Here is a 21,428-nt window from a genome sequence, read left to right on the forward strand (position 1 = left end):
GGCAGGTCATCAGCCCGGAGGCCAGCTCATCTGGCGGCCACCCAGAATATGCAGGTGAATGTGGTACACCGTCTGGCCGCCCTGGTCGCCGGTATTGATCACCAGGCGGAAGCCGTCATCGGCCAGCCCCTGTTCGCGCGCTATATGTTGACCAGCCAACAGCAATTTACCCATCAGTGCTTCGTCGTCCGGGCTGGCATCACAGATACTGCTCAGGTGCTTGCGCGGAATAACCAGTATATGTGTGGGCGCCGTCGGGTTAATATCATGAAATGCGTAAACATGATCATCGCTGTAAACTTCCTGCGATGGAATGTCTCCGGCTGCGATGCGGCAGAACAGGCAATCGTTGGTCATGAGAGTGTATCCTTGAAAAACGGAGCAGAAAAAGCGTCTGCAACCGAAGTGAAAACCTTAAGCGGAAAATAACATGATGCATGCACAAATACACCTGACTGTACGACGGTTGTTGTTGCTGGTGTTGTTTATTGGCAGTTGCGGGGCGCGCGGCGAAGTTGTCATTTATGACTACACCGTGGTTAACACCTATCCGCACAATACACGTTATTTTACCCAGGGTTTGCTGGTGCACGAGGGGCATCTGTACGAGGGTACGGGTCGTTACGGTGAGTCGGCGCTGCTACAGATGCGATTGCAGGATGGTGCGGTTATCAAACGAAAAGCACTTGGCAACCGGTATTTTGGCGAAGGTATTACAGTGGCCGGTGACCGTATTTATCAACTCACCTGGCGCGAAAACATGGTGTTTGTGCACGACCTGGAGACCTTCGACAGTGTCGATTCGCACTACCTGCCGACGGAAGGTTGGGGAGTGACCTTTGACGGCGAGCATCTGATCATCAGTGATGGCAGCGATCGGCTTTTTTTCTACGATCCCGATGGTTTTCAGGAAGTGCGGCAAGTGGCGGTGACTATCGAAGGGCGCCCTGTGCGCTTCCTGAACGAGCTCGAGTATATCAATGGCGAGGTCTGGGCCAATGTCTGGACCAGTAATGAAATCGTGCGCATAGATCCGTTGACCGGCGAGATTCTGTCCGTCATTGATCTGCGTGGCCTGCGGCAGCAGACCGAGGCGGGCAGCAGTGATGCGGTGTTGAACGGTATTGCCTGGGATGCCGACAATAACAGGTTGCTGGTGACAGGGAAGTTGTGGGCACATATTTTCGAAATTGAACTGCACCAGCGGCATTGAGATAACGCATGGCTGGCAAGTTACGAATTCTGCTGACTGTCCTGTTGCTGGGTGCTGTGAGTGGCTGTGACAGTGTGGCCTTCTATGTTCAGGCAGTCAGCGGTCAGGTTTCGCTGCTTTGGCACAGGCAATCCATAGAGCGCCTGCTACAGGATCCTGCGCTGGATCCCGCCTTACGGCAAAAACTGCAGATCATTCAGCAGGCCACGGATTACGCGGAACAGAAACTGGGTCTGTCTGCCGAAGGCAGCTATGACAGCTATGTTGAGCTGCAACGTCGCCATCTGGTATGGAATGTGTTTGCGGCCCCGGAATTCTCTACACAACCGGTGTCCTGGTGTTTTCCGATTGCCGGTTGCGTCGATTACCGCGGTTATTTTTCGGAAACCGCTGCGCTGCGCTACGCCGGGGATTTACGCACGCAGGGGCTGGATGTTTACGTTGGCGGTGTTGATGCCTATTCAACGCTGGGATGGTTCAATGATCCGGTACCGAGCACCATTATCCAGCGGCCTGACCACCAATTGGTGGCGCTGATATTTCATGAGCTGGCACATCAGAAACTTTATTTGCCTGGCGACACGGCGTTTAATGAAAGTTTCGCCAGTTTTGTCAGTCAGGCCGGGTTGCGGGACTGGCTCGACCAACAGGGCCAGCCTGAGCTTTACCTGCAGTCCATGCAGGATTCGCTCGAACAACAGCGTTTCATTGACTTTGTGTTGGATTACCGCGAGCGCTTTGCGATGGTGTACGCCAGTGACATCAGTGTGGACGCCATGCGGATGCAGAAGCAGCAATTGCAGAATGCCATGCGGCGCTCCTGGCAGCAGCTTGCAGAAGAGCACAGCGCTGCCGGGGATCGTTATCAAGGGTGGTTTCAGGCACCGTTGAATAATGCGCAACTGGCCACTGTCGGCTCGTATTTTACCTGGGTACCGGCTTTTGCAGCGCTGTTTGAGCAACATGCCGGGGACTATGACTCGTTCTATGAGGTCGTTGCCAGCCTGGCAGCTTTGACGCCGGAAGCGCGGCTGAAGCGGCTGTCGGCGCTCATGCCGGCAGAGGCTGATCAGGATGCCAGGCCGGGGCACGGTAGTCTCTGACGGTCTCGCTGCGGGCCTCTAAGCCCCGGTCTTTGTACTCGGGCTCTTTAACGCTACTTCGCCCTTGTTAACCCTGACCCTGTTGGTCGAGTCGGGTTTCCATATTCTGCACCAGTTCGCGGTAGAACTGTGAACCCAGGTCAGTTTCGGCCGCCTTGCGATACTGCGCCAGTGCGTCCTCCAGACGACCTTCACGCTCGTATAGCCGGCCCAGTGTGCGGTTCATGAAAGCATTGCCCGGCATTACCTCTGCCGCTGTCTGATAGATCCGGATTGCCTTGTCGACATGGCCGGCGTTGTCATACAGGTTACCCATCAAGTGTACCTGAGAGTCATTCCGCGGATCGGCGCGGATCGCGCGTACATCATACTCAATGGCTTCATCGAAACGCTCTGAGCGGCGCAACAGCTCGCCAATGGTTTTCAGTGATGCGGTCAGGGGGGTACTGGCTTCCTGCTGCAGGTTGATGAAGCGCGCGAGCATCGGAATGGCTTCCTGCAGTTGATCCTGACTCAGATAGATATTGGCTAAATTACGGTAGGCGTCGGCCAGGTTGGGGTCGGCTGCGACGGCCAGGCGATACTCTTCTATCGCTTCGTCGTAACGCTCCAGGTTGTTGTAGGTGTTGGCACGGCGATAGTGTCGCTGCGCCAGCTCCGAGCTGGTGGCGGCCACTGCGCGCTCCTGCACGGTAGCACCGGTCTGGGCAAAGCTGTTGCTTGCCGGTGCGGCCAGCAGTAATACGCCAAGCACCAGCAGCATGGCAGCAAAACGTGAGTTCGTCGGGTTGCTCATCGATTTGTTCATACGTTTGTTCAAACCTGCGAAATTGGAATCTGCGTGATTGTGCCTGCGCCGGAGTGATCGGGCAAGCCTGAGGGCTAATAGTAACGGGCGCTATGGGTGCAGGCCAAGTTGTCGCGGCACCAAGCTGTGATAATTTGTGACGCTGAGGACTGATCTTGTCATAAGTTTGACTTACAATGTGGTTCTGGTTATCCGGATTTGCGATCAATGCCGGGTTCGGGGCTGTTCGCGGGAGCCCATTACAGGATTGCGTACCAAAACCGTTTCAGGACTTCTTATCAAAACCGTTTCAGGACTGCTTATCAAAACCGTTTCAGGACTGCTTATCAAAACCGTCTCAGGACTGCTGCCAATGGACAACTCCGCTCATGTCGTCGCTTAGGATTTTTGCCGGCCCGCGCGCGCTGGCAACCTTGCGCGCTGATGGTTTTGCTGCCGACAACTTTTCCTGGTTGGCCGGTGCTTCCGGCGGCCCGAAATGGTTTGTCCTGCACGGCCTGGATCGCTACCTGGCGTCCTCGTTTTTTCACGACAGGCAAGCCCCACTGCACATGATTGGGTCATCCGCCGGTGCCTGGCGCCTTGCCTGCTTCGCCCAGCGTGATCCGGTGCCCGCGATGGACCGGTTGGCAAAACTCTATTCGCAGCAGACTTACTCGGATAATCCCGATGCGCATGAGATCTCGCGCGAAGCCAGAGCCATGCTGGCCGCCATGATGGGTGAACACGGTGCCGGCGACATCGCCGGTAATCAGATGATGCGCCTGCATGTCATTGCTGATCGGGCACGTGGGATGTTGCGCTCCGACCGCCGGTTACCACTGAGCCTGGGGCTGGCGGCCAGCGCTGCCGGGAATATGATCAGCCGGCGCGGATTGTCGTGGTTTTTCGAGCGCCATGTTTTTCATAATGCGCTGGATTCCGCGCAGACATTGCCATTAACTGATTTGCCCAGTCGCTACGTTACATTGACGCCGGAAAATGTGCCTGACGCGTTGATGGCAAGTGGCTCGATTCCGTTTGTCATGGAATCGGTGCATGACATCGCGGGCACCAGAGCGGGCAGTGTTTTCCGTGATGGTGGCATTACCGATTACCACCTGGATTTGCCTTTTCAACAGGCTAAAGGGCTGGTACTGTACCCGCACTTTTATGCGAGCATCACGCCGGGCTGGTTCGACAGGTTTGTACCCTGGCGCACGGCTCACGCAGGTTATTTTGATAATGCAGTGTTGCTGGCGCCATCGCGGGAATTTGTCGACTCATTGCCGTACGGCAAAATCCCCGACCGCAACGACTTCAAACGGCTGGATACAGCTGAGCGTCTGCGCTACTGGCAGATCGTATTACAGGAAAGTGAGCGCCTGGCTGATGATTTTCAGGCGCTGGTTGAAACCGGCACCGGACTGGAGACCATTCAGGCCTTCCAATCACAGAGGATAAAGCATGTGTGAGCTCTTGGTACACCGCGCTGCGCTTGTTGCCCGCGGACTCAGATTGTTGGTGTCGGCGACGATGGTGGTGTTGCTGACGGGCTGTCTGGGCACGGTAGTGGGTACAGCAGTGGACGTCACCCTGGAAGTGGCAAAGGTCCCCTTCAAGGTGGCGGGTGCGGCCATCGATGTGGCGAACGGTGATGATGAGGACAAGGATGACAAGTAACGACAACACTGACAAACAGGCATCGGCTCTGGTTGATGTGCCTGCAGGGTACAAACATTGGCACGGGGACCGCTCTGAAGATCACAACGGGCCGTTCTTTTTTAAACTGGACGGCGATGACATCGCCACCGCCTTCCGCGTCCGACCGGAAAACTGTAACGCCCACAATACCCTGCACGGCGGTATTCTGATGATGTTCGCTGACTACACCCTGTGCCTGGCAGCCATTGGTGGCACCCATGAAGGCGTGGTAACGGTGACCTGCAATAACGAATTTGTCGGACCCGCCTTTGACGGAGATCTGGTGACCGGTCGCGGCGAGGTGACCCGTAAGGGAGGTTCGCTGATATTTGCCCGTGCGGTGATCGAGGCCAATGGCAAGACCATCCTGACCAGTAGTGGAGTGTTGAAGCGTGTGCCGCGCCCTGCCAGCGCCTGACGCCGGACAGACCTGATGGTGACGCTTATGTCAGCCGGTATACACTGGCGGCGGTGCCATAGAACATGGCGTGTTTTTCAGATTCGGAAAAGTCGGCACTCAGTTTTTTGAATGCATTCCAAACCACGGGGTAGCTTATGGACAGTTTGTCCACCGGGAAGTTACTTTCGAACATGCAGCGCTCCGGGCCAAAACATTCAATCATGTGCATGTAATAGGCTTTCTGTGCGCTTACCAGTTCGTCCGAGCTGGCCGGACGCTCCCGGGTGTGCCAGTCAAAGCCGTTATCCGGCATCGCCATTCCGCCCAGCTTGACAAAAACATTGGGGCAGCGCGCCAGTCGTCGCATGTCCTGTTTCCACTGGGTGAAAATGGCATCACGGGAGCCGCGGTAAATGCCCACGCCCAGTGGAGTGCCGAAGTGATCCAGAATCAGGGTCGTGTCCGGCACCGCTTCAGCGAGTTCACAGAAGTCTTCATTCTGATGATGATAGTGCCAGGTGTCGTAGGTCAGTCCCAACTCGCCGAGTAGCTTCAGTCCCTGCCGGAAACTCTCCTGTCCATACAGGTAGGCAGGCGCCGGGCCGGGGATCACCAGATCTTCGGGCCTGGGGTCGCGGGCGCCGGCCTGACGAATACCTTTGAACAGGTCGCCGGCAATGTCCTGGTGTGCGGATAACACTTCGCGCAAAGCATCAGGCTGGGCGCCGAGGCGCAAGTCCGCATTGGCGACGATGCCATTGAGTTGCGCTTTGTCCGCCTGTTGATGGCTCTGTCTGGCAATGTCAGTAATAACCCGGGTTTCGCCCAGGGACTGCAGATTCGGCGCGGCCTCTTTGTCATAGAATGCGCGACACTCGATGAAAACCGTCTGCCGGATATTGTGGCCGCTGCCGGTGTCAGCCCATAGCTCGTTGAGCAGGTAATCCTGATTAAAGCGTTTGCGCCACAGGTGATGGTGAGGGTCAATGATGGGCCGTTGCGGGTCGATGATGTCTTCCTGAACCTGCTGCAACCAGTCAGCACTGCCGGGTGTCACCTGTGTCATATCGCCTCGCTTGTTATCGCCAGCTCTTTTAAGGCTTAATCATACCAGTAATCGCGCCGTGGTTTGATCGGGGCCAGCAGGAAATAGAATATCCAGGCAAACCAGGACAGGAAAATGATGGCCAGAATCCAGGCCAGTTTTTCGCCGCCGCTGGTCTTGTCCGAGTTAAGGATGATCAGAACGGGCAGCAACCAGATGAATACTGCCGCCAGCACGAACATCAGGCCCAGGCCGGCGCCAATCAGCGGCAGGGCCAGGGCAGCCAGAACAAGGAATACCAGGATGGTGCAGATATTTTTAACGACGTTCATGGTTGTGTCTCCAGTAAAACCGCGCGGGGCGAGCAGCGCAAACGATAGATGTCATGCCCGAACCTGAGATTGATCCGGGTTCTACCAGAATATGAAGCTAATTCCATGCCAATATAAAAAGTCCTTTATAAACAGTTGCCTGGCTCTGTTGTGTGATGCTCGCAGGCCACGGCAGCGGCGCCGGTTGCCAATCCTTGGCGAATTTGCGCAGAGTTTGCTGGTTTAAACCAGTGCCGGTAACGCCCTGTCAGCACATGGCCTGAATCAAAAACGGGCCGGGCTCCTGATAACTGCGGGCCAGCAAGCGGGCAAACTCCTCTGCGGTGTGGGCGGTGGCCGCGGGTACGCCCATGCTTTTGGACAGCATTTCCCAGTCGATGTCAGGGTTGCCAATATCAAACAGGCTGGCGGCTATCGGGCCTACGTCGGTCACGCCCAGGCGGCCGTATTCGATATTCAGGATATTGTATTTGCGGTTGGCAAAGATCACCGTGGTCACATTCAGTTGTTCGCGGGCCTGCGTCCACAAGCTCTGGATGGTGTAGGCTGCACCGCCGTCGCCCAGCAACGTCAACACCCGACGGTCGGGGCAGGCCAGTGCCGCGCCGGTTGCTACCGGGCTGCCCTGGCCAATGGCACCACCGGTCAGACTGAGCCAGCTATTGGCTGCGGCAGTCTGACAGGCCGGTTGCGCAGCGTTGCCGGCACCGGAGTCGGTTGCCACGATGACATTCTCGGGCAGTGTCGCAGCGATGGCCTGCAACATATTGCGGGTATTCATCTCGCCGCTGGGCACCGTCATGTCGGCTCGCTGAAAGCGGGTCGCCGCTGCAGAGTCTGCCGCCACGCGCTCGGATAGCTGCTGCAGGGCACTGGTGGCATCTTCTTCAATGCGGGCCAGAGTATGCACATCGCAGCCTTCCGGCACCAGTCGGCTGGGTGTGGTCTGGTAGGCAAAGAAGCTGGCGGGCTCCTGGCCACCAACCAGAATCAGGTGTTTGACGTCTGCCAGCGAGGCCTGAATGTGTTCGGGGAAATAAGGCATGCGTTCAACAGCTACCGCACCGGGGCCCCCATCAATGCGCGCCGGGAAGGTACCGGTCATGATGCGGCAGCCGGTTTTGGCGCTGATGCGCCCGGCGATTTCCAGCGAGGCCGGGGTGGCGCCGTCGTGCTCCAGCACAACCACACATTTTTCGCCGCTTTGCAGCACCCGGGCGACATTTTCCACATTGCTGTCATCCACCTGTGCGCGACGCGGGATACCGTTGGCCCTGGCAAGGCCGGGGGCGTCGCCCCAGGCGGCATCTGCGCCAAGAATCAGCGTGGAGATCTGTCCCTGTGAGCCGGGTGTGGCGCGCAACGTTGCGGTGTAGGCTTCGGCGCCATCCTGCGCCAGAGTGTCGGCGGTACTGCAGGACTTGATCCAGCATGAAAAGTTGCGCGCCAGCGTATCAATGTCCGAGGTCAGTGGTGCGTCATATCCCATATGGAACTGCGGATGATTGCCCACCAGATTGATGATGGGGGTACCGGCTTTGCGTGCGTTATGCAGGTTGGCAATGCCATTGGCCAGGCCGGGCCCCAGGTGCAGCAAGGTCGCGGCGGGTTTACCGGTCATGCGGCCGTAACCGTCGGCGGCGCCGGTGCACACACCCTCGAACAGGGCCAGGACGCTGCGCATCTGCGGCACCTGGTCCAGAGCCTGTACCAGGTGCATTTCGGACGTGCCTGGGTTGGCGAGGCAGAGTTCTACGCCGCAGTTGGCCAGGGTTTCGATCAGGGCTCGGGCACCGTTCATGGCACTATTCTCCGTGGTTCTGTTGGCAGGGTTGTGACGCCGGTTATTTTCAAGGGGCTTATCATAGGCACTGACGGGTAGGACGGCAAGCCGGAGTTGGCAGCTATGCATGCGTATCGGCATGGCTGCAATGTTTGCTTGATCACGAAGATTTCTTTGATATGATGACGCTGCAACTCAGTCGCCGTATGCCGGGCTGATAAAACAGTGACTCAACTCCACAACAGATTTTACAACAGAAGCATCGCTGATCATTGATTTACTCCAAATTGATTCATCTATTATGCCTGCACCATCGTCTTCGCGCACCGGTCATGACCGGTAACATACGCGGCGGCTGGTTGAGCCTGGTGTTTCTGTGCATTGTCATGTCCGGGATGCTGACGAGCCGTGATCTGCAGGCACAAACTGAGGCGATTACCGCACCCCCGATTGACGGTTCTGCGATCCGTGTGCCATCGGATTTTGATCAGGTCACGTTTTATCTGATTACAGTGGATGTCGGCGACAATGTCTGGGACAACTTCGGGCACACCGCTCTGCGCATGGTCGACGAGACCACCAACACAGATCTGGTTTTCAATTGGGGGCTGTTTGATGCCAGTATCGGATATGTCCGGTTCGCGGCCAATTTCGCGCGCGGCATCATGGATTACCAGTTGGGCGTCACGCCACCGGGGTGGGAGTTGGGGCGTTATCAGCAGGAAGCCCGCACAGTGTGGCAGGATGAACTGGTTCTGACCAACGCCCAGAAGCGTCGGTTGTACGAGCGCCTGGCGTGGAACATCCGGGAAGAGAATCTGGTCTACGAATATGATTACTTTTTCGATAATTGCACAACCCGTGTGCGTGACTATCTGGATGAGGCTTTGGGTGGCAGTCTCAGTGAGCAAAGCCGGGCGCTGACGCAGTCAACGTTCCGTGACGAAGTACGCTCACACTATGCCAGCCTGCCAGTGATATCGTTGTCACTGGATGTGTTGATGAACGAGCGCATCGACCGGCGTATGACGCAATGGGAGCAGATGTTTTTGCCGCTGGAGCTGCGCGCACAACTGAATCGGGCCGGTCTGTTGACGGATCAACAGGTATTGATGGAATTCCCTTCGCCAGAGCCCGGCGTCAACCCTTACTATCTGGCCGCGTTGCTGATAATTCCGGGTCTGTTGTTGTTGCTGTGCCTGAGGCCGGCGTCTATCGCCTCTTTCTCCAGTCAGCCGGGTTTGTCCCTGCGCATGCCGGCACTGACATACCGTCTGTTGGGCCTGATGGGTTTGATTATTGCGCTGTTCAGCGGTATTTACGGTTTGATCATGAGTCTGGGCTGGCTGTTCTCCAGCCATCAGGATATCCACGGTAATCTGAATCTGTTGCTGTTCTGGCCGACCGATCTGTTTGGTGTTGCGGTCGCGCTGCGCTGGCTGCTGACCGGCCGTGCATGGAACGTCAGCAGTAGCCGTCACCAGTGGGTGATGACCTACTTCATCATTCATGTCATGGCGGCATTGGTGTATCTGGTGATTGCGCTGTTCGGCCTGTCCGGGCAGCGAGTGGGTTCTTTGCTGTTGTATGTATTACCGGTGCTGGCCGTGTTCACGGCATTGACCCTGAGCGCCGGCATGAACCGCGTGCGATCAATCAGTTTTGGCTGATGGTCGTTAACCACACTTCCGGTCAGGCAAAAACCAGAATCAGCACCAGCCCCAGCGCAATGCGGTAAATGACAAACGGCTGCATGCCGATACGTTTGATAAATTCCAGAAAGTAGTGAATGCACAAATACGCGCTGATGCCGGAAATGACGATGCCTGCGAGCATGGCAGGCCAGTCAGTGTCGATACCGGACTGAATCAGCTCGGCCGTTTGCAGGCCACAGGCAATCATGATGACGGGAATCGATAACAGGAACGAAAAGCGTGCGGCTGCATCCCGGCTCAATCCCAGCAGCAGCGCTGCGGTGATGGTAATGCCGGACCGGGAGGTACCCGGAATCAGTGCGATGGCCTGCGCAATGCCGATAAAAAGTACATCCTTCCAGGTAAGCTGGCGCTCATCGCGCTGACCGCGGTGTTTCCAGTCAGCCCAGCCCAGCGCCAGTCCAAAGACAATGAGCCCGGGAACCATGTAGAGGGGAGAGCGCAAGGTGTCTGCTATGAAGTCATTAAACATCAGGCCTGCCAGACCCACCGGGATGGTGCCGAGAATGACGGCCCAGGCCAGCCGGGATTCACTGTCAAGGCGACGCGTAAGCAGTGATTGGACCCAGCTACGGGTCATGGTCAGTATGTCGTGGCGGAAATAGGTTAGCACCGCAGACAGGCTGCCGACATGTAATGCCACGTCAAACGCCAGCCCCTGATCCTGCCAGCCGGTCAGGACCGGCACCAGGATCAGGTGGGCGGAGCTGGACACAGGCAGGAATTCCGTGATCCCCTGGACCAGTGACAGCACCAGAATTTGCAGCCAATCCATGCGCATTACTCTTTTAACGTGATTCGATGAAACCGGCGCCATTATCCATCAAGCCCGGCACTGCTGGCCAACCCTGATTTGCCTTAATACTGCTCGGGGTCGACCATGGGCGCCCAATTGCCCATGAACTGTGCGCCATCGGCGACGATGCTGGCGCCATTGATGTAGCGTGCCGCCGGCGAGCACAGGAACAGCGTAACGGCTGCCATTTCTGCTACTGTGCCCATGCGATGGGCCGGCACATCACGCAAGGTTGATTCAGGCAGGTCCTGATACTCTGCCGAGGCGAACTCTTCTTCATGTACACCCTGAGTATCGATAGTGCCGGGTGCCAGTGCATTGATGGTGACGCCTTTGCGCGCCAGATAATACGACATGCTTTGCGTCATGCTGACCACACCGGCGCGCGCGGCACCGGAGTGCACGAACGGCGGTGCACCGCGGTTGAAGGAATAAACATGCACCAGATTGACGATAGCACCAAAGCCGCGTTCCGCCATCAGTGGCGCCACGCGACTGCACATGTTCCAGGTGCCGTTCAGGTTGAGGTCGACCACCGCGCGCCAGCCGCCATCGCTGATCTGTGACGGGCGGGCAGGAAACTGTCCGCCGGCGTTGTTGATCAGGAAATCAATGTTACCGAAGCGTTCGGTTGCCGCCGCGACCAGCGCTGTCACTTCGGTGGTGTCGCGGATATTGGTTTTCACAGCCAGGCATTCAGTGCCGTCCGCCGCGAAGCGTTCGGCTGCCGCATTGAGATTTTCCTCATGGCGTCCGGCGATCACGATATTGGCGCCGTAGCGCGCAAACCCTTCCGCGATGGCCAGCCCGATGCCACGGCCGCCGCCGGTTATCAGCGCAGTTTTGCCCCGAAAAAGGTCCGGGCGAAAGATGTCCATTGGCGAGTCTGTCATGGCGTTTCCTTATTGATTTTTAATGGTCTGTCCCGCGAGTCCGGTAAGCGTTGACCCCATCTCGGCGTCCCCGCGCGATGATATAGAAACCGTGCCGCTGAAGGCCAGCGCTGACGCCGGCAAACTATCGAGCAACTGTTCGAAAAATGCGTTTTCAGGGCTGCCAAAAAATGTTAAAGTCTTGCTCGCTGCGCGGTTCCTGTTGTAAATCACCATGATCTGGCGGCGGCCAAGGGCCGTAATGTGGGTAGAAGAACGCAGTTTTGCGAATGCCTGCATGTATATGCAACCAATTGAATTTTTTATTGTTTCGGGAGATTCCCTGTGAATGCTGATTTCACTGCTGAAGAATTAGAGTTTCAGAAAGAAGTCCATGACTTTCTAAAAGCGGAATTTCCGCAAGACATCAAACACAAGGTGGATAACGGCATAAAGCTGGAGAAGGATGACTTTGTCCGCTGGCAGAAAATCCTCTACAACAAAGGCTGGGTAGCCCCCAATTGGCCGGAAGAATACGGTGGTACCGGCTGGAACCCAACGCAAAAATACATCTTTGCGCTGGAAATGGGCCTGTATGGCGCCATGGAGCCGGTAGCATTTGGCGTCAAGATGGTAGCGCCGGTTATTTATACCTATGGTAACGAAGAGCAGAAAAAACGCTTCCTGCCCGATATTCTGCAAAGCAATGTGTGGTGGTGCCAAGGCTATTCCGAGCCCAATGCCGGCTCTGATCTCGCGTCACTAAAAACCACCGCTGTCCGCGAAGGCGATCACTATATCGTTAACGGCACCAAGACCTGGAACACACTGGGTCAGTACGCTGACTGGATTTTCTGTCTGGTACGCACCGATAACACGGTAAAGAAACAGGAAGGCATCAGCTTTCTGCTGATTGATATGAAGACCCCGGGCATTAAGGTGTCGCCAATTGTGCTGCTCGATGGCGAGCCGGAAGTCAACGAAGTTCACTTTGACAACGTCAAGGTGCCTGTCGAAAATCTGGTCGGTGAAGAGAACAAAGGCTGGACTTACGCCAAGGTTCTGTTGACGCACGAACGTACCAATATTGCCCAGGTGCCCAACTCCAAGTTGAAGCTGCAAAAACTGCGCAGCCTGGCTGCCAACACGGCGGACGGTTACGGCGGCACCTTGTTGGATAACCCTGTTTTCAAGCGCAAGCTTGCTGAAGTCGAGATTCAGGTGCTGGCGCTGGAATTTGCCGAGTTGCGCACACTGGCAGCTGTCAGCGTCGGTAAGGCACCGGGACCAGAGTCATCAATTCTGAAGATTGTGGGCACTGAAGCGACACAGTTTATTGATGAGCTGTATATGGAAGTAGCTGCCTACCACAGTCTGCCGCATGTGCCGGAGCAGTTCACCGAAGGTTTCGACGGCGAGCAGGTGGGCAAAGGCTCAGCGGCTGCCAGTTCCAATACCTACTTCAATAACCGTAAGAAGTCGATTTACGGTGGATCCAACGAGATCCAGAAAAATATCATCAGCAAAGCTGTACTCGGCCTGTAATTGCACACTGACTATTTTCAAGAGGTAATACATCGTGGATTTTTCCTATAGTGATGAGCAGCAAATGCTGCAAGACAGCGTGCAGAAATTCGTCAAAGGCCGCTATGACTTTGATACACGCAAGAAGTTGATTGAAAGCGACAGGGGGTTCAGCGACGAATACTGGAACCTGTTTGCCGAGCTGGGTTGGCTGACTGTACCGTTCAGAGAAGAGGACGGTGGTTTTGGCGGTTCGGCGGTAGACCTGATGGTGGTAATGGAAGAATTCGGTAAAGGTATGGTCGTGGAACCTTTCCTTGCCACCGCTGTACTCAGCGGAAGTCTGATCAGCGAGCTGGGCAGCGATGCGCAAAAGCAGGATATGCTGGGCGCCATTATGGAAGGCAAGCTGCAGCTTGCGACAGCCTACGCGGAAGCCGACAGTCGTTATAACCTGGCGTCGGTCGCTACTACTGCCAGCAAGTCCGGCGACGGCTACGTCATTTCCGGAGACAAGATCGTTGTCTTTAACGGCCCTGCGGCAGACAAACTGCTGGTTGTTGCGCGTACCTCGGGCGACAAGTTTGATCGTGACGGCATTTCGGTGTTCTTGGTCGATGCCGGCGCTGCTGGCGTCAGCACGCGCGCGTACACAGCGGTTGATGGCCACCGGGCTGCAGAAATTCACCTGAAAGACGTCAAGGTTGCTGCTGATGCTTTGCTGGGCGCCGAAGGCAAGGCGCTGGCGGCACTGGAAGTTGTTATCGATCGTGTCACGCTGGCAGTCAGTGCCGAGGCTGTCGGCGCGTTGGTCAGCCTGCTGCAGAAAACTGTCGAATACACCAAGACCCGTAAACAGTTTGGCGTGGCTATTGGCACCTTCCAGGCACTTCAGCATCGCATGGCAGACATGTTTGTTGAGTGTGAGCTGGCACGTTCCATTGTAATCATGGCGGCGATGAAGCTCGACAGTGCTGCCAGTGCTGCCGAAAAAACCAAGGCCGTGGCTGCTGCCAAGAGCCGTGTTGGTCGTGCCATGCACCTGGTCGGTCAGGAAGCCGTGCAGATCCATGGTGGCATCGCGGTCACTGACGAGCTGGACGTGGGTCATTACTTCAAGCGCGTGACAACCATCGAACACCAGTTTGGCGACACTGACTACCAGACCATGCGTTACGCCGCGCTGTAATAGCCCGGTTTGACTGCGAGCATGACAAAGAAGGCTGACCTGCACTTGCAGGCGGCCTTTTTTTTCATCATTGGCACCAAGCTGACGCAAATATTTTCACGGAGAGACAGCTATTGAGTGAACTCATTCTGGTAAGACACGGACAGGCCTCGTTTGGCGCCGAATCGTACGACAAGCTGAGCCCGCAAGGCATTCGTCAGGTCGAGATTCTGGCTGAGTACTGGCGGACGCTGGGCGATCAATTTGATCATCTGTACAGTGGCGAACTGATGCGCCAGATCGAGACCGCGAACTGCCTGCGTTCGCTGGTGCCCGGGCACAGCGAAGCGCGGGTGCATTCCGGTTTTAATGAGTACAACGGAGAGCCCATTATCCGGATGTATTTGCGTGATCATGCGGCATCGGAAGGTTTTGCTGCCGGGCTGCGGCTGCCCATAACAGATCGCAAAACCTTCCAGCTGGTGCTGGAAGCAGCCACGGCACACTGGATCAACGGGACCTTGCGGCCCACCGCGGAAGATACTGACTTTGAGCACTGGCACGATTTTCAGTCCCGGGTTCATGGCGCCCTTGATGAGCTGATGCAACGGCATACCGGTGGCAGTCGGGTGCTGATCTCCACCTCCGGCGGGGTCATTGCGCTGGCATTGCAGCATGCCGTGCAGTTGCCTGATAATCAGGTCCTCGCCGCCAACTGGATGGTAAACAACAGCTCGGTTACCCGACTGGTTTATGGGCGGGGCAAAGTATCTCTGGCCTGTTTTAATAGCCTGTCGCACCTGGAAGTGCCCGCCTGGCGTGACCTCATCACTTTCAGATAATATCAATAACAGACGCTGAACAAAGGAAGACTTATGACTCAGGACGCTAAACTGGCAGATCATAAACTGGTAGACCAGCCACAACAGGTACGCCCGGGTGAAGAGCTGGACATGGATGTGTTGCGGGAACACCTGCGCCCTGTGCTGGGCGGTCTGGTTGATACGTTGAGTGTCAAACAGTTTCCCGGCGGCTACTCCAATCTGACCTACCTGTTGGCCAGCGGTGAACACAAATGGGTGTTGCGCCGCCCGCCCTTCGGCAGCAAGGTCAAGTCGGCCCATGATATGGGGCGGGAATTCCGGATACTGACGGCGCTGGACAAGGTTTTTCCGTATGCACCCAAGCCGGTGCATTTTTGTGATGATCACAGCGTATTAGGCTGTGACTTTTACCTGATGTCCTATATTGAGGGCATCGTTATCCGGCGTGAGTATCCGGCTGGTTTGCAGCTTTCACCCGAGCAGGTCCGCCAACAGTTTTTTACCCTGTTTGATGTGCTCGGCGAACTGCATTCGGTTGATCTGAAAGCTGCCGGGCTGGAGGATTTTGGCAAGCCCGAAGGATATGTCACACGACAGGTTGAAGGCTGGAGCAAACGCTATCAGGCTGCCGTGACCGACGATGCCCCCGACTTTGCGCCGGTCATGGCTTGGTTGCGCGACAAGATGCCCGCAGCAAGCGGTGTGGTGGGCGTGATCCACAATGATTACAAGCTCGACAATGTGATCTGGTCCCCGGAAAATCCGCTGCAGATGATCGGTGTGCTGGACTGGGAGATGACAACCGTGGGTGATCCGTTGATGGATCTGGGCTGCACGCTGGGTTATTGGGCGCAGGCAGATGATCCGGATTTCTTTCGCCGGTATCGGGCGATGCCCAGTGACGCGCCGGGTGCCCCCACCCGTGAGGAAATCGTCGCCCGCTTTAGCGAACGCACCGGCATTGCCGTCGACAATATCGATTTCTACTTTTGCTTTGGGCTGTTCCGGCTGGCAGGGATCGGGCAGCAGATCTACTATCGTTATGCTCAGGGGCTGACGCAGGATGAGCGTTTCGCACGCCTGATAGACAAGGTCCATAGCCTGCGTCAAATGTGTGAACTTGTGATTAGTCGTTCGCGGCTGTAAATGCGTTCGCCGTCAGGCAATCCACATCAGGATCAGCGTCAAAGGAATCAGGCTGAGCAGCGTCGATATCACGGATGCCGCTGCCACCGCCGATTGCCCGGTCTGATACCTGAGGGCGAAGACATAGGCGCTGATGCCTACGGGCATCGCTGAAGCCAGCAATGCTGTTTTGGCCCACAGGGGATCAAAAGTAAAAAGCTGATACATGGTTAGCCATACCAGTATCGGCAAAACGATCAATTTCAGTGCCGTGATCAGCAGGGCGGCGGGCAACTGGCGACCCACCTGGTACTGGTGCAGTGACGTTCCCAGCACAAACAGCGCTGTCGGGATTGCTGCCTCTGACATCAGGGATAAACTGGCGTCCAGTGGCTGATACAAGCCAATGCCCAGCAGGTTGAATGTCAGGCCTGCGATCAGGCTCGCCGTCAACGGACTGCTCAACAGTTGCCGCAGCAGCCGCACTAAGCTGGCAGCGAGCGCCCGGATATCAAATTGTTCACGTTCAGCAAACACCGTGCCCACACTGAACAGCACCAGGTTCTGCGTAGCAATGATCATGAACAGTGGCAGCAGGGCTTCGCTGCCCAGAGTCTGCAGCACCAGGGGTATGCCCACCACGGTGGTGTTTGAGTAGGTAGCGCTGATCGCCAGGACCGCCTGCAGGCTGGCGCCTGCCTTGAAAACATGACGTGCCAGCAGCATCGCGATCAGGTAGACAAACAGCACCGCGACATAAAATGCCAACAGAAAATCGATGCCGAAATTATCCGGTATATCGGCATGAACCATGTTGATGAACAGCAGGCAGGGGATGATCAGATTAAAGGTGAAACGTGCGATCGCCAGGTATTCATTTTCCTTGAGGTAGCCACTGCGCGCTGCCAGGTAGCCGGCCAGTGCAATCGCCAGTATCGGAAAGATACCCTCAAACATCATCATCTATTGACCGCCGTTAAATGCTGTTTTCCAGTGCCCTTTGCGGAAAATATGTATGTACATGGATGATTTTATTATGTAATCGGCAATCAGTGCGGCGTAAACCCAGTACACACTAAGCTCCATAAAGTAGAACACCGCCGTCAGAATGACGCGCCCGAACAGAAACCCTGTTGTCATGATACGCGCCGGCGAACGGGTATCCCCGGCCCCGCGCAGGGCACCACCCAGGGTAAACTCGATTGACATCATGGGCTGCACCACCGCAACCATGATGGTCAGTGCGACAAGGTAGTCGAGCACCAGCGGATCATTGATGAAGAAGCTGCCGATGACACGGGCGTTGGCGCCCAGCGCCAGGCCGATAATGGCCATGGTGGCAAAGGATATTTTCAGGTTACGCCAGGCCGCGCGTTCGGCTTCATCGGGTTGGCCGGCGCCCAGATTCTGACCTGTCATGGTCGCAGTGGCGATCGCGAAACCCATGCCGATGACAATGGAAATGGAGAGAATGTTGACGCCGATGCCATAGGCGGTGAAGGCCTCCGTGCCATACAGTGAGACCACCCACATAAAAGCAATGATGGAGACATTAAAAATGAACTGTTCAATGCCGGCCGGTAACGCAATGCGCATCAGTTTGCGCAGTCGCGCGCGCTCCAGAAACCGCTGCGGCCGGGGTTTCAGCAACAATCTCTGCTGACGCCACAGCCAATAAAATATCACCGCCACCAGTGCATAAGACAAACCGGCAGCGTACGCGGCCCCCTTGATGCCCAGAGCGGGTACAAAGCCGACGCCATAGACCAGTGCATAGGCCAGTGCAATATTCACCACGTTGCCAATGGCAGCGACCCAGACCGGTGTCATGGCATCACCGGCGGCGCGCAGGGCGGCGCTGATCACCGCCAGGAAAGAGAAAAAGATATTAAAGAAGATCAGCAGCGTCAGGTAGTGGGCGGACTGATCCAGCATCTCGCCTTGCAGACCAAATATGCCAACCAGCGGGCGCGCCAGCCAGGGCATCACCACACACAACAAACCAGAGGCGATCAGCGTAACGACTGCTGACAGTTTGACCACGCGATCGGTCTCATCCGGGTTGTTGCCGCCCCAGGCATAGGCAACCATGGCGGTGGTGCCTGCGGTGATGGAAAATATGATCAATTGCACGGCCATGTAGATCCGGTCAGCGGCGATGACGGCGGCGACAGCATCAGAGCCCAGTGCGGCGACAATCTTGATGGCGGCCAGGTGCACGACGGAAAGCAACAGATTGCCAACAATTGTTGGCCCGGCGAGTTTGAACAGGCTCAGGCGCACGGGGGGCGAAGATGGGGTGGTCGTCGACATGGGTGCTGGCTTGGGTAGACAAAGGGGGGCCGGATATCAGGCGCATGAGAATACGCCTATGACCGCTATTTGGCAAATATCGCAGTCCCGGGGCTGATCGCGGTGGCCCGGCTGTGTTACTCTCGCTGACATTCTGTTTTAACCATTGTGCCTGCTCAAGGAAGCCCGGATGTCAGCAGTTTCGGAGTCATCGCAATCAACCCCCGGTGTCAGCGCCGGCCCGGTTGAACACACGCCCTACACGCGTCTGGTTATCCTGTGTGTGGCTTTTCTCAACGGCTTTGTCATTATGTCTATCGAGCTGCTGGGCGGTCGGGTGCTGGCGCCCTATTTTGGCAGCAGCGTGCATGTCTGGGGCAGCATTATTGCCGTGTTCATGCTGTCGCTGTCGCTGGGTTATCTGTGGGGTGGACGATTATCTTTGCGCCGTCCGGGGCCAAGAGTTTTTGCCTCCTTTTTTGTGCTGGCAGCAGCGCTATGCCTGCCCATCATTTTTCTGGCGGATGCGGTGATGACAGCCATTTTTGTAGCGGTCGAAGACCCACGTTATGGCTCGCTGCTGACCGCCATGCTGCTGTATTTTTTGCCGATCTGTGTGATGGGAATGGTCTCGCCGTATTCCGTACGTTTGCTGGTGTCGTCACATGAGCACAGTGGCGGCGTTGCCGGCATGCTGTATTTTGTCTCTACGCTGGGCAGTGCTCTGGGTACGCTGGGAACATCGTTCTATTTTGTGCTGTGGTTCAATATCAACACGGTCATGTGGGGTTGTGTTGCCGCGCTGCTGCTTTGCGCCAGTGCGGTCATGCTGACATGTCGCAGTCCGTCACCGGTATCTGATGCGGACGCTATTGCCGTAACGTCGGAGGTTGGCCAGTGAAAAAAACCGCATTGATTTCAGTCGCAATGATTGTCGCCTTGCTGACGTTTGTCATGACCATGACGCAGACACATGCCCAGCGCGAAATCATTCATGAGGAGCGTTCGCAGTATCGCGATGTTGTGGTGACAGAATTCAACGATCAACGTTGTATGCTGTTTAATGTGCATCGTGGCGATATGAACCAGACCTGTATCGATTTACGCGATCCCAAACGGTTGGTGTTCAGTTATACCAAAATGAGTTTCGCCGGCTTGTTGCTCAATCCCGCCCCCAGACGCATCCTGGTCGCCGGGCTGGGTGGCGGCACCATCCCGATGGCGATGCGGGACCTGTTCCCGAATGCCAGCATAGATGTGCTTGAGGTCGATCAGGCGGTGCTGAACGTGGCGCAGGAGTTCTTTGGCTTTCGCGAGGACGAGGCGATGACTGCTCACGTTGTCGACGCCCGGGTTTTCATCAAGCGTGCTGGTCTGCGTGGTGAACAGTATGACTACATCGTTCTGGATGCGTTTTCCGGCGAATACATCCCGGAGCATTTGCTGAGCAAGGAATTTCTGGAGGAGGTCAGGGCTATTCTGACACCCGATGGGGTGGTGGTGGCCAATACATTTTCATCCAGTCGCCTGTACGACTATGAGTCGGTGACTTATCAGGCTGTGTTTGGTGAATTCTACAATTTCAAGTTGCCCGGTAGCGGCAATCGTCTGATTCTCGCCACCAAAAACGAATTGCCTCCACCCGGCGAACTGCGATCGCCGGCACGGGACCTGTACGATGCTCTGGCGCCTTATGGTGTTAACCTTATGGAGTATCCGCCGCGTCTGACCACGCGTCCGGACTGGGATACCTCAACCCGAATACTGACCGATCAGTATTCACCGGCCAACCTGCTCAACTGAGTCTGCTGGCACGGATCCGGCGACGGCAGACTAGCGACTGGCGGGTCTGCGCTTTTCGATCAGTTCGAACAATCCCATGCCTGCCAACATGGCGGCGACAAATACGGCTGCTTTGGCTTCTCCCGCGCCCAGCGCAACCAGCGCCGGTCCCGGGCAGAAGCCGGCCAGACCCCAGCCAATACCAAAACCCAGGCTGCCAGTGATGAGCCGACTGTCCAGAGTGGTTTTGCCGGGTAGCCGCAGTGGCTCGCCCAGCAACGATTGGCTGCGGCCTTTGATAAAACCAAAGGCGATAATACCGACCGCAATCGCGCCCAGCATTACCAGCGCCAGGGAGGGATCCCAGGCGCCTGCCAGGTCCAGGAAAGAGAGGACTTTGTCGGGGTTCGCCATGCCCGATATCAATAATCCCAGGCCAAAAACCAGGCCTGTGATGAAAGCGGTTATGAAATGAGTTTTCAAGGTGATAATCCTCAGAACGCCAGCAGATGACGGACAACGTACACGGTAAGGAAACCGGTGCCCATGAAGGCGAGCGTTGCCACAATCGAGCGCGGCGACAGCCGTGAAATACCGCAGACTCCGTGGCCACTGGTGCAACCGGCTCCGTAACGGGTGCTGATGCCTACTATCAGACCAGCGACTATCAACATGGGGTATCCGGCATCTATCTGTATTGTTGGCAACTGCGTAAATGCCAGCCAGGCCAGCGGGGCCAGCAACATGCCGGCGACAAATAACACTCGCCACAGGGTGTCGCCGCGCCGGGGCTGTAAAAGTCCGCCAACAATGCCGGATATACCGGCGATGCGGCCGTTGAACAAAATGAACATCGCTGCTGCTACGCCGATCAGCAGCCCCCCGGACAGTGCTGCCCAGGGACTGAACGCTACCCAGTCAATTGTCATGTCATCAGACTCCCCTGTTGGTTGCGCGCGACCC

24 protein-coding genes are annotated in these 21,428 nt (G+C 56.3%); 12 read left to right on the plus strand and 12 right to left on the minus strand.

Annotated elements, in window-relative coordinates:
• Nucleotides 1-9 precede the first annotated feature (9 nt).
• On the minus strand, nucleotides 10-357 hold the full coding sequence (locus ENH71_RS01005; RefSeq protein WP_294133602.1) for a histidine triad nucleotide-binding protein: 348 nt from the start codon (nucleotides 355-357) through the stop codon (nucleotides 10-12).
• A 73-nt stretch (nucleotides 358-430) separates the two neighbouring features.
• Between ENH71_RS01005 and ENH71_RS01010 the strand changes: the two genes are divergently transcribed.
• Entirely contained in the window at nucleotides 431-1,213 is a 783-nt protein-coding gene (locus tag ENH71_RS01010; protein WP_294133604.1) for a glutaminyl-peptide cyclotransferase, read from the plus strand.
• Between the two features lie 8 nt (nucleotides 1,214-1,221).
• Nucleotides 1,222-2,316 carry an aminopeptidase gene (locus ENH71_RS01015; protein ID WP_294133605.1) on the plus strand — a complete coding sequence of 365 codons (1,095 nt, stop codon included), beginning with the start codon at nucleotides 1,222-1,224 and terminating at the stop codon, nucleotides 2,314-2,316.
• Between the two features lie 67 nt (nucleotides 2,317-2,383).
• Here ENH71_RS01015 and ENH71_RS01020 read toward each other — a convergent pair whose 3' ends face one another.
• The gene (locus ENH71_RS01020) at nucleotides 2,384-3,124 is read right to left on the minus strand and encodes a tetratricopeptide repeat protein (RefSeq protein ID WP_294133607.1); all 741 of its coding nucleotides are present in this window, start codon (nucleotides 3,122-3,124) and stop codon (nucleotides 2,384-2,386) included.
• Nucleotides 3,125-3,492: 368 nt separating this feature from the next.
• Between ENH71_RS01020 and ENH71_RS01025 the strand changes: the two genes are divergently transcribed.
• From ENH71_RS01025 to ENH71_RS01035, 3 genes are read left to right on the plus strand one after another with little or no spacing between them, the layout of a single operon-like run.
• Complete coding sequence (locus ENH71_RS01025; RefSeq protein ID WP_294133609.1) at nucleotides 3,493-4,578, plus strand: patatin-like phospholipase family protein; 1,086 nt, start codon at nucleotides 3,493-3,495, stop codon at nucleotides 4,576-4,578.
• Nucleotides 4,571-4,786: a hypothetical protein gene (locus ENH71_RS01030; protein ID WP_294133612.1), complete on the plus strand. Its 216-nt coding sequence runs from the start codon at nucleotides 4,571-4,573 to the stop codon at nucleotides 4,784-4,786. Before ENH71_RS01025 ends, ENH71_RS01030 begins: the two co-directional genes overlap by 8 nt.
• Complete coding sequence (locus ENH71_RS01035; RefSeq protein WP_294133614.1) at nucleotides 4,776-5,225, plus strand: PaaI family thioesterase; 450 nt, start codon at nucleotides 4,776-4,778, stop codon at nucleotides 5,223-5,225. Before ENH71_RS01030 ends, ENH71_RS01035 begins: the two co-directional genes overlap by 11 nt.
• Nucleotides 5,226-5,250: 25 nt before the next feature.
• Here the strand turns inward: ENH71_RS01035 and ENH71_RS01040 are convergent, their stop codons facing one another.
• The 3 genes from ENH71_RS01040 to ENH71_RS01050 all read right to left on the minus strand — a co-directional run bounded on the left by ENH71_RS01040 (nucleotide 5,251) and on the right by ENH71_RS01050 (nucleotide 8,385).
• A complete protein-coding gene (locus tag ENH71_RS01040; protein WP_294133616.1) occupies nucleotides 5,251-6,273 on the minus strand; it encodes an amidohydrolase family protein in 1,023 nt (340 codons plus the stop codon).
• 35 nt (nucleotides 6,274-6,308) lie between these two features.
• Nucleotides 6,309-6,584, minus strand: coding sequence for a PLDc N-terminal domain-containing protein (locus ENH71_RS01045; protein WP_317622386.1), 276 nt, complete (start codon nucleotides 6,582-6,584; stop codon nucleotides 6,309-6,311).
• Between the two features lie 247 nt (nucleotides 6,585-6,831).
• On the minus strand, nucleotides 6,832-8,385 hold the full coding sequence (locus ENH71_RS01050) for an acetolactate synthase large subunit (protein WP_294133619.1): 1,554 nt from the start codon (nucleotides 8,383-8,385) through the stop codon (nucleotides 6,832-6,834).
• Between the two features lie 314 nt (nucleotides 8,386-8,699).
• On the opposite strand from ENH71_RS01050, the gene ENH71_RS01055 reads away from it, so the two are divergent.
• Entirely contained in the window at nucleotides 8,700-10,037 is a 1,338-nt protein-coding gene (locus ENH71_RS01055; RefSeq protein WP_294133622.1) for a lipoprotein N-acyltransferase Lnb domain-containing protein, read from the plus strand.
• A gap of 22 nt (nucleotides 10,038-10,059) precedes the next feature.
• Here the strand turns inward: ENH71_RS01055 and ENH71_RS01060 are convergent, their stop codons facing one another.
• The 3 genes from ENH71_RS01060 to ENH71_RS01070 all read right to left on the minus strand — a co-directional run bounded on the left by ENH71_RS01060 (nucleotide 10,060) and on the right by ENH71_RS01070 (nucleotide 12,050).
• Nucleotides 10,060-10,857 (minus strand): undecaprenyl-diphosphate phosphatase, encoded by a 798-nt coding sequence (locus ENH71_RS01060; protein ID WP_294133624.1) that lies wholly within the window; start codon nucleotides 10,855-10,857, stop codon nucleotides 10,060-10,062.
• A gap of 83 nt (nucleotides 10,858-10,940) precedes the next feature.
• Nucleotides 10,941-11,771, minus strand: coding sequence for an SDR family NAD(P)-dependent oxidoreductase (locus ENH71_RS01065; protein WP_294133627.1), 831 nt, complete (start codon nucleotides 11,769-11,771; stop codon nucleotides 10,941-10,943).
• Nucleotides 11,772-11,780: 9 nt separating this feature from the next.
• Complete coding sequence (locus tag ENH71_RS01070) at nucleotides 11,781-12,050, minus strand: hypothetical protein (protein ID WP_294133629.1); 270 nt, start codon at nucleotides 12,048-12,050, stop codon at nucleotides 11,781-11,783.
• 45 nt (nucleotides 12,051-12,095) lie between these two features.
• On the opposite strand from ENH71_RS01070, the gene ENH71_RS01075 reads away from it, so the two are divergent.
• The 4 genes from ENH71_RS01075 to ENH71_RS01090 all read left to right on the plus strand — a co-directional run bounded on the left by ENH71_RS01075 (nucleotide 12,096) and on the right by ENH71_RS01090 (nucleotide 16,412).
• The gene (locus tag ENH71_RS01075) at nucleotides 12,096-13,295 is read left to right on the plus strand and encodes an acyl-CoA dehydrogenase family protein (protein ID WP_294133631.1); all 1,200 of its coding nucleotides are present in this window, start codon (nucleotides 12,096-12,098) and stop codon (nucleotides 13,293-13,295) included.
• A 34-nt stretch (nucleotides 13,296-13,329) separates the two neighbouring features.
• The gene (locus ENH71_RS01080) at nucleotides 13,330-14,463 is read left to right on the plus strand and encodes an acyl-CoA dehydrogenase family protein (protein WP_294133633.1); all 1,134 of its coding nucleotides are present in this window, start codon (nucleotides 13,330-13,332) and stop codon (nucleotides 14,461-14,463) included.
• Nucleotides 14,464-14,576: 113 nt separating this feature from the next.
• On the plus strand, nucleotides 14,577-15,284 hold the full coding sequence (locus ENH71_RS01085; RefSeq protein WP_294133640.1) for a histidine phosphatase family protein: 708 nt from the start codon (nucleotides 14,577-14,579) through the stop codon (nucleotides 15,282-15,284).
• Between the two features lie 33 nt (nucleotides 15,285-15,317).
• A complete protein-coding gene (locus ENH71_RS01090; RefSeq protein ID WP_294133643.1) occupies nucleotides 15,318-16,412 on the plus strand; it encodes a phosphotransferase family protein in 1,095 nt (364 codons plus the stop codon).
• A 12-nt stretch (nucleotides 16,413-16,424) separates the two neighbouring features.
• On the opposite strand, the gene ENH71_RS01095 is transcribed toward ENH71_RS01090, so the two are convergent.
• Together ENH71_RS01095 and ENH71_RS01100 are read right to left on the minus strand one after the other, a co-directional pair.
• Nucleotides 16,425-17,354, minus strand: coding sequence for an AEC family transporter (locus tag ENH71_RS01095; protein WP_294133647.1), 930 nt, complete (start codon nucleotides 17,352-17,354; stop codon nucleotides 16,425-16,427).
• The gene (locus ENH71_RS01100) at nucleotides 17,355-18,704 is read right to left on the minus strand and encodes an MATE family efflux transporter (protein ID WP_294133649.1); all 1,350 of its coding nucleotides are present in this window, start codon (nucleotides 18,702-18,704) and stop codon (nucleotides 17,355-17,357) included.
• 169 nt (nucleotides 18,705-18,873) lie between these two features.
• Here ENH71_RS01100 and ENH71_RS01105 point away from each other — a divergent pair, with 169 nt between their 5' ends.
• Nucleotides 18,874-19,584: a fused MFS/spermidine synthase gene (locus tag ENH71_RS01105; protein ID WP_317622387.1), complete on the plus strand. Its 711-nt coding sequence runs from the start codon at nucleotides 18,874-18,876 to the stop codon at nucleotides 19,582-19,584.
• A complete protein-coding gene (locus ENH71_RS01110) occupies nucleotides 19,581-20,486 on the plus strand; it encodes a spermidine synthase (protein ID WP_294133652.1) in 906 nt (301 codons plus the stop codon). Before ENH71_RS01105 ends, ENH71_RS01110 begins: the two co-directional genes overlap by 4 nt.
• Before the next feature lie 30 nt (nucleotides 20,487-20,516).
• Here ENH71_RS01110 and ENH71_RS01115 read toward each other — a convergent pair whose 3' ends face one another.
• Both ENH71_RS01115 and ENH71_RS01120 read right to left on the minus strand, forming a co-directional pair.
• On the minus strand, nucleotides 20,517-20,948 hold the full coding sequence (locus tag ENH71_RS01115) for a DUF6691 family protein (protein WP_294133657.1): 432 nt from the start codon (nucleotides 20,946-20,948) through the stop codon (nucleotides 20,517-20,519).
• Nucleotides 20,949-20,959: 11 nt separating this feature from the next.
• Nucleotides 20,960-21,394, minus strand: coding sequence for a YeeE/YedE family protein (locus tag ENH71_RS01120; RefSeq protein WP_294133659.1), 435 nt, complete (start codon nucleotides 21,392-21,394; stop codon nucleotides 20,960-20,962).
• Nucleotides 21,395-21,428 lie beyond the last annotated feature (34 nt).

The organism is Pseudohongiella sp. (genome assembly GCF_011050365.1).
Taxonomy (GTDB): domain Bacteria; phylum Pseudomonadota; class Gammaproteobacteria; order Pseudomonadales; family Pseudohongiellaceae; genus Pseudohongiella.